Here is a 14,956-nt window from a genome sequence, read left to right as displayed (position 1 = left end):
CACCCTGGCTCAATTCGCCACATGCTCAGCATGACCGTTGTTTTGTCCGCTTTACTCCTGCCGAAAATCAGCGAAATCAATATAATCAGCGCTAATCAGTGATTTATGGAAGTTGTTATCGTCGATGATTCGCGGCTGGCCCGTACCGAGCTGCGGCACTTGCTAGGCGCTTTTCCCGACGTAACCGTGGTGGGCGAGGCGCGCCACGCCGCCGAGGCCCGCGAACTTCTGGCCACCGTTCGGCCCGATTTGCTGCTGCTCGACATTCACATGCCCGGCGAAACCGGCTTCGAGTTGCTGGCCTCGCTGGAGGCCACGCCCCAGGTCATCTTCACCACAGCCTACGACGAGTACGCGCTACAGGCGTTCGAGGTAAACGCGCTCGACTACCTGCTTAAACCGGTGCAGACCGAACGGCTGGCAGCGGCACTGGCCAAGCGCGGGCCAGAGCCGCCGCGCTGCCCGACCCGGCCGCAGCTTCGGCCCCGGAAGCCCCGGCTGAGGCGGCTACCACCCCGCTCACCGAAAACGACCAAGTGTTTGTGCGCGACGGCGAACAGTGCTGGTTTGTGCGCCTGAGCGAGGTACGGCTGTTCGAAATCAGCGCCGGCTACACCCAAATCTACTTCGATACGCACCGGCCGCTGATTCCGCGCACGTTGCAGCATCTGGAGCAGCGGCTGGATGCGCGCACTTTTTTCCGGGCCAACCGCCAGCAGATTATCAACCTGAAATGGGTGGAAAGCATCGAGCCCTGGTTCAGCAATACGCTTAAAATCAGACTGCGGGGCGGGCCCGAGGTGGAGGTATCGCGCCAGCAGTCGGCGCGGTTTCGGGAATTATTGAGCCTTTAAGCCTTATAAAGAACTTCTGGCATTATTCGGCGACAACTGTATCCTTTTGAGGCGGGTTAGTGTACAAAGACAAAATAAGTAACTGAGCAACTGCAGCAAACTGTTGTCGATGCGCCGGTTATCAATTGTCACTTTGCCTCACCTAACATGAAAATTCTGCTACTAAACTCCGCCTTGGGCCTGTTGCTCTTGGGCTCTGCATCCTGCTCCAGTGAAGATAAAATGATGGAGCGCCCAACCCGCTTCAATACCACCTCCGTCAAGCGCTCCAACGACAATTCGCGCTCCTACAAAAACCGCAGTCCTATCGGCCTGGGCATCGATTTGAAAGCCAACGACCCCCAGAAATTCCGTATGGTGGATGCGCCCAAAAAGTACAAGTATAAAAAGCCCCGCTAATAAGGGCTGGGCTGGAGTTACTTAGAAAATCATTGCTACTAATGAGCCCGTCATGCTTCATCTGGCGTCCGCTTGTCGAAGCATGACGTTCTTTTGATTCTGTAGACAGCCACTTATAAAAACGCGTCCCCGCTTGCTAAAGCAAGCGGGGACGCCGTTTTTATGGTCAGACCACTAAGCGTCTGGCATTACGGGTTAGGCCGTAATCGGTTCGCGGAAACCAACCCAGGTGAAGCGTTTGATGACAAATTCGGGGTTGGTGAACGAGGCATTGCCGGCCGGGTTGCCGCCGGTTACGTGGAAGTCGGAGAAGCCCGCGTTCTGGTTCACGTAGATGCCGCCGGTCAGGTTGAAGCTGACAGGCGTGCCGGCCAGGCTCATTTCGTCCATAATCTGCTCCTTAATGGCCGAATCGGTGGTGTAGGCGCCGCAGGAAATAGCGCCGTACTCGCGGGCCAAATCGGCCGCCAGGCGGATGCTTTCCTGGGTGTCGCGGGTTTTGATGACGAGCATAATCGGGCCGAACAGCTCTTGGCTGAACTGCTCGACGCGGCTGGCATCCACTTCCTGAATGCTCGTCGAGCAGGTGCGGGCGTTCTGGAACACGGGGTTATCGACGGTGCCGTGGGCCAGCACCGAACGGCTGCCTTCGAGGGCCAAATCGCGCACCCGCTCCTGGGTGGCAGCGCTCTGGATGGCGCCCAGCACGTGCGGGCCAGCCTTGGGGTTCTGGGCCAGGCTGGTTACGGCGGCGGCCAGCTTCTGCACCACATCTTCGTAGGGCACCAGCTCACCAGCTACCTTCACGCCACCTTCGGGGATGAAGAAGTTCTGGGGCGCGGTACACATCTGCCCCGAGTACAGGCTCACCGAGAAGGCCAGGTTTTGGGCCACCTTGTCGAGGTCGTCGCAGGAGTCGATGATGATGGAGTTAACGCCGGTTTTCTCGGTGAACACCGTCTTGCCCTTCAGCCCCTCGATGTACTCGCCGAAGGCCGAGCCGCCGGTGTAGTCGATGAGCTTAACGGCCGGGTTTTCGGCCAGCTCTTTGGCAATCAGGTGGTCGTTGGCATCCACGGCCAGCTGGCAGATGCGCGGGTCGAGGCCATGGGCGGCCAGCACTTTCTGCACCTCGGCCACCACAATGGCAATGGGCAGCACGGCCTTGGGGTGGGGCTTGATAATAACCGGGTTGCCGGTCACCAGCGAGGCGTACATGCCGGGCACCGTGTTCCAGGTCGGGAACGTGGAGCAGCCGATTACCAGGGCCACGCCCTTGGGCACGGCGCGCCAGGTTTTGTGCAGCGTGATGTTGTATTTGCCCATGGGCTTCTCCCAGCGCGTTTCCTCGGGGAAGCGCGTCTGCTCCTCGTAGCCGGCGGCAATGGCCTCCAGGGCGCGGTCGGCGGCGTGCGGGCCGCTGGCCTGGAACGACATCATGTAGGCCTGGCCGGTGGTGTGCATGGTGGCGTAGGCAATTTCGAAGAACCGCTCCTTCATGCCTTCCAGCGTTTCGGTGAGCAGCGCGGCGCGGTCGGCCGGCTTCAACTTGCGCCACTGCCCGAACACCTCTTGGGCGTTGGCCACCAGCGTTTCGGGCTGGTAATACGGATATTCGATGCCCAGCCCAGCCTGCTCGTAGGGCGACTCCTCCTGGCCGGCCCAGCCGGCGGGCTCGCCCTGCTGCAACTCCATAAAGCGCTGGTCGCGGTGGGCTTTGAAGCTGGCGCGCCCTTCCTTGTCGGCATCGGCACCATAGATTTCGGGGGAAGGATTTTCGGGGAAGGCAGCGAAGAACGTGCGGCCGTGCAGGGCCTCCACGGCCGCGTCGAGGGTCGCCTGGTGCTTCTGGGTGGTGTCGGTGGTGGTGGTGGTCATGTAGAAAAATAAGGGTGGGAAAGTAGAGTACTACGCTACAATAGCGGCGGCCGGAGCGTAAACAGCAGGCTGCGGCAAACCGTTTTTTGCCGGCCACGTTGGCCCCGTCCGGGCAACGATGTACCCGCCGCTGGTCGACCCAGGCCGCCACTTCATCGAAAAGCGTGGATGGACTGCTTCGGGGTGGCTAAATTTACGGAATTGGCCCCGAACCCGCCCGAACCAATCCACCGGGGCTGCAGTTTCGTTAGCCAGACTACCGGACCACCGCGCGCTTCTACCCTATTTCTCTGGTGCTATGCTTATGCCTCTACGTTGGTTTTGCTGCGCCGCACTGCTACTGGTCAGTACTGCCGCAGTTGTGGCTCAATCAGTCGCACCCAGCCGCACGGTGCGGCCGGGCGTGCTGGTTTTCCGGCTGAAAGCTGCCCCCACCGACGCCACCCAGCCGCGCCGGCCGGGCCCGGCCGGGCTGCCGGCGGCCCTCACGACTACTTTCCAGGCCCTTGGCGCGACGGCCCGGCCCAAGTTCCCGCGGGCCGCCACGCCCACTGCCGCCCGCGCCCAGACCGGAGCCGTGGATTTGGGGCTGCTCTACGAGCTGACCCTGCCCACAGGCACTTCGCCGGATCAGTTGCGGCAGCGGCTGCTTAAAACCGGCCTGGTGGAGTACGCCGAGCCGCTCTACGACTACCAGCCCCTGCAGCAGCCCAACGACCCGCAGGCCGATTCGGCCGGCACCGGCGGTCAGTACTACCTCAGAAACATCCGCGCCTACCAGGCCTGGAACGTTACCCAGGGCGATACGAGCATCGTTATCGGCATTGCGGATGGCGGCACCCGGTTCACCCACGAGGACCTGGCGGGCAAGAACCAGCTCAACCGCCGCGACCCCATCGATGGCATTGATAACGATGGCGACGGCTACATAGACAACTACTACGGCTGGGATTTTGCCGACCACGACAACGACCCCGAGCGCACCCGCAACCCCACCGACCTGGCCCACGGCGTGATGGTAACCGGCGTGGCCGCCGGGGCTACCAACAATGGCCGGGGCATCGCCAGCGTGGGCTACAAGTCGCGGTATATGCCCCTGAAAATTTATCCCTCCACCCCCGAAGGCTCATTTGGCGGCTACGAGGCCATTGTGTACGCCGCCGACCATGGCTGCCGGGTCGTCAACCTGTCGTGGGGCGGTGCGGGCGCGCCTTCGCGCTTCGAGCAGGAAATTATCAGCTATGCCGCGCTCAACCACGACGTGGTAGTGGTGGCCGCCGCCGGCAACACGCCCCAGGACCTAGACTTCTACCCCGCCAGCTACCAGCATGTGGTGTCGGTGGCCCAAACTACCCGCACCGACGAGCGTAGCGTGAGCGGCACGTTCAGCTACCGGATCGATTTATCGGCCCCCGGCGAAGGAATTATCACGACGCTTGGCGTTACCGATACCGATTACACCAAAACGGGCGGTTCGTCGTTTGCTGCGCCCCAGGTGGCGGGGGCTGCCGCACTGGTGCGGGCCCGGTTTCCGCAGCTCAACGCGGCTCAGGTGGCCGCCCAAATCCGACGCACCACCGATTTCATCGACAACCTACCAGGCAACGTGGCCTACGCCGGCCGGCTGGGCTCGGGCCGCCTGAACGTATTCCGGGCCGTATCGGAGCAGCCTTACTCGGCCCGTGTGGTGGCCCGCACGGCCGCCCCGGCCCGCGCCTTCTATCAGCCCGCCGACACGCTGCGCCTTACAGTGCGGGTACAGAACCTGCTACGCGAGCTGCCGGGCCTTACCGTAACGCTCACCTCGCTTTCGCCTTACGTAATGGTGCGTCAGGGCGAGTTCAGCACCGGCCCTTTGGCCAGCCTGGCCGAGGCCAACAACGCTGCCACGCCTTTCCGGTTGGTCGTGGCGGCCGCAGGTGTACCGCTCAATACCAAGGCCGTTCTGCGCTACCACTTGCACCACGAAGCCAGTGGCTACACCGAATACCAGTATGAGACCCTGCTGCTCAACGCCGATTACGTGGTGCTCGATGCCAACAACCTGCGTTTCACGCTCACCAGCCGCGGCAATCTGGGCTACGAGGCCACCAGCCCCAGCCTCGGCGAAGGCATCAGCTACCGCCAGGGGCCGCCGCTGCTGGCCGAAGGCGGGCTGCTGCTCGCTACCTCGGCCACGCGCCTGGCCAGCAACGTACGCAACGATAAGCGCGGCAACGATGCCGATTTTACAGCAGTAGCCCAGGTGCACCGCCTGCCCGCCGCCAACTGGTCACTCGACCAACGGGCCGAAGGCAGGCTACGGGAAGCAAAGTTACCGGCCACCAACCCACTGGCCGTAGGTGTGGCCCTGCGCCAGCGGGCCACTGCCCGGGCTGCCGCGCCCCACCAGAACTACGTGCTGCTCGAATATCAGCTCACCAACCTTACTGCCGACACGCTCCGGCCATTGCATCTGGGCTTATTTATGGATTGGGACCTGCCCGACAACCCCACCCGCAACGTGGCCGGCTGGGACGCGGCCCGCCGCCTGGGATACGTGTACGACACGCCCGGCCAGACCATCTATGCCGGCGTGCAGCACCTGGCCGGCGGCCAGCCCAGCGTATTCAGCCTCGATAACAGTTCAAATACTCCCGCCGGGCCGGTGCGCCTGAATGACGGATTCAGCCGGGCTGAGAAGTGGCTGACGCTGAGCAGTGGCACCGCTAACCAAACCACCGGCTTGTCTATCGGCACCGATGCGGCCCAGGTAGTGGGCGCGGCCCTGCCCTACCTGGCCCCGGCCGACTCAATGACGGTAGCCTTTGCGGTGCTGGCGGCACCTTCGCTGGCCGAGCTGCAGGCTGCAGCCGATGCAGCGGCTGCCGGCTACCAGCAGGTGCCCACCACCTCGAAGCCGCTCATGCTGGCTGGCGTTCGGCTCTACCCCAATCCTACCTCGGGCACTGTGCAACTGGATCTGCCTGCCGGCGCTCCGGCCACGGTGCGGGTACTATCGGTGCTGGGACAACAGCTGGCCACGTACAGCTTCAGGCAGACAACGGCCTCCCTCGACCTATCGGCCTACCCGGCCGGTGTGTATCTGCTGCGCATAGAAACGGCAGCCGGAGTGGGCAACTATCGGGTACTGAAGCGTCCATAGCCAGCTGTACGCCCGGATCGTATCTGATCAGCCAATTACGTCCAAATTTCTTAGCAATTAGTTACAATATTTATTTATAAAGATATTATAACTAATATCGAACCTTTGTGGCATAGGCTAGCTCAACGATAAAAAACCGCTGATTTAATAAGTGACATCAGTCACAAATTCACGGTTTATCTGACTAACTAATTTAGTTTTATTGATAAATATACGTATATTTGTATATGCCAAAAACGAAGCTTCCCGTCCCCCTTCCGATGCAGCAGTACGCGCGGTGCGTGAATGCCCGGAACCGTCCGGCTGACTACATCGGCGACTGGCCTGCGCGCGGGCAGGTGTACCCCGTGCAGTTGCGGCGCAACGCCCACAGCGGCGACTGGCAGGTGCACGTGCTAGGCTTCTATGCCGAGCGCCCCTATGGCGCCTTTGCCCGACACCGCTTTGAGCCCGTGGCCCAGGTCTGGCTTAATTGAGCTGTCTGCTTTCAGCTGAAAGCTAGTAGCTTCCGCGCTTGTAGTTGCTGGGCAAAACAGCCTTATTCACTCCTCCCTAACCCGGTGGTTTCTGGTTCGCTACCCGGAAGCCGCCGGTTTTTTTATGCGCCGGAGGCTGGTTGTCAGACAAGGTCGCTCCACCAAAAAAGCTGTCCGCGAATAGCGGTCAGCTACGAAGCTGTTGAAGCTGCTCAGAAAGTCAAAAGAACGTCATGCTTCATCTGGCGTCCACGAAGTGGTGGCATGACGGTTTTACTACTTTCTAAACTGCTTCAGTAGCTCAACTCAATAGTGCCAGAACATGCCGAAGTCGAAGGGCGTCCAGAGGGCGGCGCGCTGGCCCGCGGTTTTCAGGCCGCGGTTGGTCCAGCTGTTGCAGGTGTCGAAGAGGTTGTAGGTGCCGTTGGCTAGGTAGAAGGCGTCGTTCTGGCCGTAGCTGTGGCCCTTAATCTGCTGGGCGCGGCCCTGGGCATCCAAATCGAACTTAGTTTCGATGAAGCGGACAAGCCGGGCGTACTCGACCGGCGTGAGCTGGAGGAGCACGCATTTGGGCCCTTCTTTGGGGCGGTGGTGGAAGGTGGTGTGCATGGCCGTGGTGCCAAGCCAGAACATGGCCTTCAGACCGGTGCTGAGCTTGAGCTCGGCCCAGGTGGGCGTGTCGAGGTAAAAGCCCCTGTCGCCCCAGCCGAAGCCCACGAAGTCCTGGCTGGTGTCGTTGGCAGGCGTATCGGCGTAGGAGATGAACCTGGTCCAGTCTTTCTGGGCATTGCGCACGGGCAGCACCAGGTCGGTGTGCACGCCGTTGGAGAGCAGGTACACCTCCACGGTTTCGCCGGGGGCGGGCTTCGTTTCGGCACCGGCTACCGGAACGGCCGACAGTACCACCGAGGCTACTACATACACGGCCACCAGCCCGATGATACCGATGCCGGTGTAGGCAACGGCGGCAATTACTGGATAGAGCGGGTTCGATTTTTTCATAGGAAAGCAAGAGTGAAGTCTGCCTATACGAGCTTCGTTTCAAAAGGCTCGTCTGCCGGCCCCGGTTACCCGGCCGCGTTTCGTCGGCACGTCGCCGCGCTTCGGGAGTCGGTTCGTTCGTCAGGCAGTACTACTACCTAATACAGAGGCCCTACGGTAAGCAGTGGCCCGGCCTTACACCAGGCAGCATTTCTTGTGTTTCTTACCGCTGCCGCAGGGGCAGGGGTCGTTGCGGCCGGTTTGGGGGCCTGCCTGCCGGGGCAGCGGCGGGGTGCCCCGCTGGTAATACTCGGCCTGGGCCCGCTGCCGCGCCACCTCGGCCTGCGCCTTACGCCCGGCAATGCCCGCCGCGTCGGGGTGGAACGGCGAGTCGTTTTCGGGCCACTCGCGCAGCTTCTGGTAGCGCCCGAAAATGTCATCGGCGGGCGGCAGCGGGCGGCCCTGGTCAAAATCAATGTCGGCCTCGGCACCGCTAATCGACTCATCTACCAGCTTCAGGAGGTACAGTTCCCGCACTTCCGGCTCCAGCTCCCGCAGACCGGCATCCTGCACTTCGGCCAGCAGCAGGCCCAGGTAAGTATCCAGCTCGTAGGCATAAAAGTCCTGGTCGGGTGGAAACAGCAACTGGGCCTGAGCTGCGTGGCCGATGATATGGCGCAGATAGCGGCGCAGAAAATCCACAATTTCGGGGCGCAGGCCGGGCTGTTCGCGGGCCAGCCGCAGCAGGGCCTGCCCCACCAGCAAGCGGTTATGAAGCAGGTACGAACCATCTTCCAGCAAAGCCATCAGCTCGGCAGGCTTCGTACGACCCGCTGTGGCCAGCATTTCGGGCAGTTCCTCCCCCATAAAGTCGCCAAACCAATATTCGAGGTTTTCCGGACTCAGGCGCAACAGCTTCCGCTGCATATCGAGGGCTTCGGGGGCCGCCAGCTCCTGCAGCAGGTAGAGCGCGTGGGGGAAATGGAAGTTGTGATACCAGTTGGGCCCGGGGTTATCATAGTCGAAATCGGCGAGCGTGGCAGCGGTTATTTTCAGCAACTCGGGTACCGCCACGGCCGGCCCCAGGGCCAGGATTTCGCGCAGCACAGCGTCGTCAATGAAATAGTCGCGCTGATAAAGCTGCTCGAAAATCGGGTGCTCAAAAGCCGGAACGGAGGTCATTGGGAGAGGGGTTAAAGGAAGACTAGGGCCAGCAACGTTCATTCTGCTCACAGAAAAGGCCGCCCCCAATTTAGGAAGGCGGCCTTTGATTTACCTCACTCTATTTCACCTATTGCGTCACCTGCACTTCTACTTTCACCGTTTCGGTGGGGGCCAGCTTGGGCACCAGCACGTGGTAGGTATAGGTGGCGAGGTCGAACGTCACACCGTTTTTCAGCACCACCTGTAACGTCCGTCCCAGGTCGGAGCAGTTACGCTGGTAGTCGTAAGTAGCAGTGGCGCTGGCCGCACCACCCAACTGCGGCTGCTGCCCGATAATCAAATCGTACCTGGCAAAATCAACCTGCGGATGACACTGGCCCTTGGCCTGCTGATCGAACTGTGCCTGGCTGCGGATAATGACCGGTGCCGGTCCTGTGCTCAGGTCTATCCAACGACTATAGGTGCAGCCGTATTCGGCTTCCAGGCTGCTAACGGAAATCGGCCCGGACTGGCAGGGTTGCAGATTTTCGACTTCGTCGTCGCGGGTAGCGCAGCCGTTCAGAGCCAGCGTTAGCAGCAGGCCGCCCAATAAGGTAAGTACTGGTTTCATATGATAAAAAATTAAACGGTGAAAGGAAGTTAATCAACTACCAGAGCTTCATTCACAAGAAACAGTTGCAAGCTATATTCATAAAAACGGCCGCCTCCCCTATCCGGGAAGGCGGCTTTTTAATTAACTCCAAACTGCTAGATGCGCTCCGAAAGCTGGGCGTCGCCGCTTTGCATCTGGCGAATCAGGTTGAGAGCCGAGCCGGCCTTAAACCAAGCAATCTGGCCCTCGTTGTAGGTGTGGTTCACCGTGATGAGGTCCGTGTCGCCGTCGGAGTGGTGCAGGCGCACCTGCAGGGGCTTGCCAGGCTGGAAGTCCGTCAGGCCGAGGATGTCGATGGTATCGTCTTCTTCTACCAAGTCGTAATCGGCCTTGTTGTCGAAGGTGAGGCCCAGCATGCCCTGCTTCTTGAGGTTGGTTTCGTGAATCCGGGCGAAGGATTTCACTAGCACGGCGCGCACGCCGAGGTGGCGCGGCTCCATGGCGGCGTGCTCGCGCGAGCTGCCTTCGCCGTAGTTCTCATCGCCAACTACCACCGAACCAATGCCCTGCGCCTTGTAGTTACGGGCCACCGTAGGCACGGCCGAGTACGGCGTACCCTGGGTGAGGGCATCTTTCACGGCATTGGGCTGCTCGTTGAAGGCGTTGATAGCCCCGATGAGCATGTTGTTGGAGATGTTGTCGAGGTGGCCGCGGTACTTCAGCCACGGGCCGGCCATCGAAATGTGGTCGGTGGTGCACTTACCCTTAGCCTTGATGAGCAGGCGCAGACCCAGCAGGTCGGTGCCGTTCCACGGCTTGAAGGGCTCCAGCAGCTGCAAACGGTCGGAGTCGGCCGACACCATTACGTTCACGCCCGAGCCGTCGGCGGCGGGCTGCTGGTAACCGGCATCCTCCACCGCGAAGCCGCGGGGCGGCATCTCGATGCCTACGGGCTCATCAAACTTCACCTGCTCGCCATTTTTGGTGGTCAGCGAATCGGTGAGTGGGTTGAAGGTCAGGTCGCCAGCAATAGCGAAAGCTGTCACGATTTCGGGCGAGGCCACGAAGGCGTGGGTGTTGGGGTTGCCGTCGTTGCGCTTGGCGAAGTTGCGGTTGAAGCTCGTGATGATGGAATTGCGGCGCTTGGGGTCGTCGGTGTGGCGGGCCCACTGGCCGATGCACGGCCCGCAGGCGTTGGCCAGCACCACGCCGCCCATCTCGGCGAAGGTGTCGAGCAGGCCGTCGCGCTCCACGGTGTAGCGCACCAGCTCCGAGCCGGGCGTTACAGTATACTCGGCTTTCACCGTCAGGCCCTTATCGGCCGCCTGCTTGGCAATGCTGGCAGCGCGGGTAATGTCTTCGTAGCTCGAGTTGGTGCACGAGCCAATCAGGCCCACTTCCAGCTTCTCGGGCCAGCCATGCTCGCGCACGGCAGCGGCGAATTCCGAAATCGGCCAGGCGGCGTCCGGCGTGAACGGACCGTTCACGTAGGGCTCCAGCGTATTCAGGTCGATTTCGATGAGCTGGTCGTAGAAATTCTCGGGGTTGGCGTACACCTCGTCGTCGGCGCGCAGGTGCGCGGCCACGCCGGCGGCCAGCTCGGCCACTTCGGCCCGGCCGGTGCCGCGCAGGTACACGGCCATTTTCTCATCGAAGCTGAACACCGAGGTGGTAGCGCCAATTTCGGCGCCCATGTTGCAGATGGTGCCTTTGCCGGTAGCCGAAAGGTTCTCCGCGCCATCACCAAAGTACTCCACGATGGCGCCGGTGCCGCCCTTCACGGTCAGGATGCCGGCTACTTTCAGAATCACGTCTTTGGCCGACGTCCAGCCCGAGAGCTTACCGGTCAGCTTCACGCCGATTACTTTCGGGAATTTCAGCTCCCAGGCCATGCCGGCCATTACGTCGACGGCATCGGCGCCGCCTACGCCAATGGCAATCATGCCCAGGCCACCCGCGTTGGGCGTGTGCGAGTCGGTGCCGATCATCATGCCGCCGGGGAAGGCGTAGTTTTCGAGCACTACCTGGTGGATGATGCCAGCACCGGGCTTCCAGAAGCCAAGGCCGTACTTATTGGAAACCGAAGCCAGGAAGTCGTACACCTCCTTGTTCTCGGAGTTGGCAGTGGCCAAATCGGCATCCGCGCCTACTTTGGCCTGGATGAGGTGGTCGCAATGCACGGTGCTGGGCACGGCGGCCGTAGCCTTACCGGCCTGCATGAACTGCAGCAGCGCCATCTGGGCAGTAGCATCCTGCATGGCCACGCGGTCGGGCGCGAAATCGACGTAGGAAACGCCCCGCTCATACGCCTGCGAAACGGTACCGCCGTATAGGTGGGCGTACAGAATTTTTTCCGTCAGGGTGAGCGGACGGCCGACCGCCGACCGGGCCGCCTCGATGCGGGTGCCCATGCCGGCGTACACGGCCTTAATCATCTCTAAATCGAATGCCATAATCAGGTTGAAAAAGTGGAGAGAACGAGCCTGCCGGGGCAGACATGCAAATATAGCTAAGCGCCGGGGTCCGGCAAGTCAAATAAGTGCCGCCGGGTTCGGCTAAGGACCTATTTAGAAGCGCTCAAAAGAACCCGGCTGGCGGCTGCGGCCACCCGCCGGCGCGGGCCCACCCAAACTATGCGGGCGGTACCGTAGTTTAGCCCCTGTTTCACTTTTACTCTTTTTCAACCATGCCCGTTGCCTTCTCTTTGCGCAAGGCCATAGCTGGGGCCACCCTCGCGCTGGCCGCCACTGCCTGCCAGTCTGATTCCAAAACCACCGAAACCACCGAAGCCACTGCGGCCAACGGGGCTGCTTCGCCTCTCACGGCCGGCACCTGGCGCGGCGTACTCTCGGCCCAGGGCCAGGAAATACCGTTTCTGTTCGATGTAGCCACCGCCGGCGGCCAGCCCACCGTAACGCTGCGCAACGGCGAGGAGCGCCTCAAGCTCGACGAAATAACAACGGCCGGCGACTCGACCACCATTAAACTGGGCGTGTTTGATGCCGCGCTGGTGGTGCGGGCTGCCGGCGAAGGCAAGCTGACGGGTGCCTGGGTGAAGTATGACGCCGACAAGCCGTACCGCGTACCATTTACGGCTGAGCTGGGTGCGCAGCCGCTGTTTCCGGTAATGGCCGATCAGAAGGTAGCCTCCTTCGACGGCACCTGGAAAGTCAGTTTCAAGGATGATACCGGCAAGACGTACCCGGCCGTGGGCGTATTCACGCAAACACCGGCGGGCGTTACGGGCACGTTTCTTACCAGCACCGGCGACTACCGCTACCTTTCGGGGCAGGCCGATGGCAATACGCTTATGCTAAGCACTTTCGACGGCAGCCACGGCTTCCTGTTCACCGGCAAGCAGCCCGGAAGCACCACCCCCGATAGCGCCACGCGCATTGAGGGCGACTTCTACTCGGGCCTGACGGGCCACGAAACCTGGACTGCGGTGAAAGACCCGAACGCCAAACTGCCCGACGCCAACGCCCTGACCGGCATGAAGCCCGGCCAGAAGAAGCTGGAGTTCAAGTTTCCTAACATTCTCGCAGGCGGCAGCATCTCGCCCTCCGACCCCAAGTACCGCGGCAAGGTGCTGGTAGTGCAACTGCTGGGCTCGTGGTGCCCCAACTGCATGGACGAAACCAACTTTCTGGCGCCTTGGTACGAGAAGAACAAGCAGCGCGGCGTCGAAATTATTGGCCTGGGCTACGAGCGCACGCCCGACCAGGAGGTGGCAGCCCGCAGGCTGCTTAAGATGAAGGAGCGCATGAATGTGGGCTATGACCTGGCCGTGGCCGGCGTGGCCGACAAGGACATGGCCAGCAAGTCGCTGCCCCAGATCCAGAAAGTGCTGGCCTTCCCGACCACCATCTTCATTGATAAAAAGGGCGAAGTCCGGAAGATTCATACCGGCTTTTCGGGCCCCGGCACCGGCCAGTACTACGAGCAGCAGAACGCCGATTTCAACAAGACGATTGACCAGCTGCTGGCCGAGTAAGACGCGCTATGCCCGACAGTTGAGCTTTGCCTGCGTATAAGCAAGCGGCAGGAGCCGGCCACCACCAGGTTTTGGTGTGCGGCCGGCTCCTGAGTCATTTCTGTTCCATCTCTATTCCATCCGGCTCATGAAAAACATTCTGGTTCCCACCGACTTTTCGGCCGAGGCGCATCATGCCTTCCGGGCCGCGCTGCAGCTGGCCCGGCGCACGGGCGGCTCGGTTACGTTGCTCCATGTGCTGGCCCTGCCCGACCAGCAGCGCACGGCCAACTTCAGCACCTTTGGCGGGCCGGTAAGCGGGGCCGAGCTGCCCAACAGCCAGGGCATCGACCGGATTTTCGTTATTAAGCTGCTTGAGGCCACGCGCCAGCGCATGCAGTTGCTGCTGGCCGAGGCCGCCGAGCTGGCCCCCGGCGTGCCAGTGCACGACCTGACCGACCAAATAGGCGTAGGTGAGGCTATTCTGAAGGTAATTGAGCAGCGCCACATCGACTTGGTGGTGCTCGGCACCCAGCAGCACGATGCGCTGGAGCGCTTCTTTGCCTCGTCGAACACCGAGCAACTGGTGCGCCTGGCCCCCTGCCCGGTACTGGCCGTTAAGCACGCTGCCGACCTCGATGCAGTGCGCGATATTGTATTTGCCTCCGATTTTTCGGCCGAAGCCGACCAGGCCGTGCCCGGCCTGCGGCAGGTGCGCCAGCTGTTTCCGGATGCCCGCCTGCACCTGCTACGCGTAACAGATGAGGATGCAGGTTCGGCTCGCCGGCAGATAGACGACTTTATCGGCCGCCATCAGCTGGCGCCCGCCGAAGCCGTGCTGATGGAGGCTGGCAGCATTGAGGGCGGTATCGAAGATGCGGCCCGTAAGCTGGGTGCCGGCCTTATGGTAGTGCCCACCCACGCACGCTCGGCGCTCAGCCGGTTTTTCCAGGGTAGCATTGCCGAGAAGGTGGCTACCGAGTCGGCTCAGCCAGTACTCACGTTTCACTTGTAAGCAGTCGTATCGGCTGGCACGCCCACGCTGCCTGGTAAGTACACACGCCAACGCGGGGTTGGGCCGGTCTAGTACCGTCCCAACCCCGCGTTGGCATTTCTGCGTACACCAGTTGGGGCCCTGGGCCTCACCGTTATTGCCACCTATTGTTCACCAAAACCCATCCGTTCTTATGTGGATTCAGCAGAAAAATACCCCCGCCCCCGTCGATGAACTCCAGGGCCATACTGTGGGCCTCAAGTTCGAGTGCAACAAATGCCAGCAGGATGTTTTCACGGCTTCCATCGGGGTTCCCGCCGCCGAGCACTTCGCCACCATGCCCGATGATGGCCAGTACGAAACCGAGCAGCTTAAGTGCCCCACCTGCGAGATGACGCACGAAATAACGGTTACCAGTAACCCTAAGGGCGTACGCTTCGAAGTATTGGAAGTGAAGGCCGAACAGGTGTACTATCAAGTGCAACACTAAATCACAGCTG

Annotated in this window: 11 protein-coding genes and 1 pseudogene; 7 read left to right on the top strand and 5 right to left on the bottom strand. The window is 61.3% G+C overall.

The window, feature by feature from the left end:
- Positions 1-105 precede the first annotated feature (105 nt).
- Together D0N36_RS20235 and D0N36_RS06765 are read left to right on the top strand one after the other, a co-directional pair.
- Positions 106-854: pseudogene (locus tag D0N36_RS20235) on the top strand (LytR/AlgR family response regulator transcription factor).
- A gap of 222 nt (positions 855-1,076) precedes the next feature.
- Positions 1,077-1,253, top strand: a complete 177-nt coding sequence (locus D0N36_RS06765; protein ID WP_207190722.1) for a hypothetical protein — start codon at positions 1,077-1,079, stop codon at positions 1,251-1,253.
- A gap of 195 nt (positions 1,254-1,448) precedes the next feature.
- Here the strand turns inward: D0N36_RS06765 and paaN are convergent, their stop codons facing one another.
- Positions 1,449-3,131: a phenylacetic acid degradation protein PaaN gene (paaN, locus tag D0N36_RS06760; RefSeq protein WP_116940638.1), complete on the bottom strand. Its 1,683-nt coding sequence runs from the start codon at positions 3,129-3,131 to the stop codon at positions 1,449-1,451.
- Between the two features lie 361 nt (positions 3,132-3,492).
- Here paaN and D0N36_RS06755 point away from each other — a divergent pair, with 361 nt between their 5' ends.
- Positions 3,493-6,276, top strand: coding sequence for a S8 family peptidase (locus tag D0N36_RS06755; RefSeq protein ID WP_207190721.1), 2,784 nt, complete (start codon positions 3,493-3,495; stop codon positions 6,274-6,276).
- Positions 6,277-6,536: 260 nt separating this feature from the next.
- Positions 6,537-6,752 carry a hypothetical protein gene (locus D0N36_RS06750; protein WP_116940636.1) on the top strand — a complete coding sequence of 72 codons (216 nt, stop codon included), beginning with the start codon at positions 6,537-6,539 and terminating at the stop codon, positions 6,750-6,752.
- A gap of 306 nt (positions 6,753-7,058) precedes the next feature.
- Here D0N36_RS06750 and D0N36_RS06745 read toward each other — a convergent pair whose 3' ends face one another.
- From D0N36_RS06745 to D0N36_RS06730, 4 genes are all read right to left on the bottom strand, one after another.
- A complete protein-coding gene (locus tag D0N36_RS06745; protein ID WP_116940635.1) occupies positions 7,059-7,754 on the bottom strand; it encodes a TIGR02117 family protein in 696 nt (231 codons plus the stop codon).
- Positions 7,755-7,928: 174 nt separating this feature from the next.
- Entirely contained in the window at positions 7,929-8,915 is a 987-nt protein-coding gene (locus tag D0N36_RS06740) for an SEC-C metal-binding domain-containing protein (RefSeq protein ID WP_199798315.1), read from the bottom strand.
- Positions 8,916-9,024: 109 nt separating this feature from the next.
- Positions 9,025-9,507: a hypothetical protein gene (locus D0N36_RS06735; protein WP_147320774.1), complete on the bottom strand. Its 483-nt coding sequence runs from the start codon at positions 9,505-9,507 to the stop codon at positions 9,025-9,027.
- Between the two features lie 137 nt (positions 9,508-9,644).
- A complete protein-coding gene (locus D0N36_RS06730) occupies positions 9,645-11,942 on the bottom strand; it encodes an aconitate hydratase (RefSeq protein ID WP_116940633.1) in 2,298 nt (765 codons plus the stop codon).
- 233 nt (positions 11,943-12,175) lie between these two features.
- Here D0N36_RS06730 and D0N36_RS06725 point away from each other — a divergent pair, with 233 nt between their 5' ends.
- The 3 genes from D0N36_RS06725 to D0N36_RS06715 all read left to right on the top strand — a co-directional run bounded on the left by D0N36_RS06725 (position 12,176) and on the right by D0N36_RS06715 (position 14,946).
- Positions 12,176-13,483 (top strand): peroxiredoxin family protein, encoded by a 1,308-nt coding sequence (locus D0N36_RS06725; RefSeq protein WP_116940632.1) that lies wholly within the window; start codon positions 12,176-12,178, stop codon positions 13,481-13,483.
- Between the two features lie 127 nt (positions 13,484-13,610).
- Positions 13,611-14,477 (top strand): universal stress protein, encoded by an 867-nt coding sequence (locus D0N36_RS06720; RefSeq protein ID WP_116940631.1) that lies wholly within the window; start codon positions 13,611-13,613, stop codon positions 14,475-14,477.
- A gap of 172 nt (positions 14,478-14,649) precedes the next feature.
- Positions 14,650-14,946, top strand: coding sequence for a hypothetical protein (locus D0N36_RS06715; protein ID WP_116940630.1), 297 nt, complete (start codon positions 14,650-14,652; stop codon positions 14,944-14,946).
- Positions 14,947-14,956 lie beyond the last annotated feature (10 nt).

It is taken from the genome of Hymenobacter lapidiphilus (assembly GCF_003417065.2).
GTDB lineage: Bacteria > Bacteroidota > Bacteroidia > Cytophagales > Hymenobacteraceae > Hymenobacter.
This window is presented reverse-complemented; position numbering and strand designations above follow the sequence as displayed.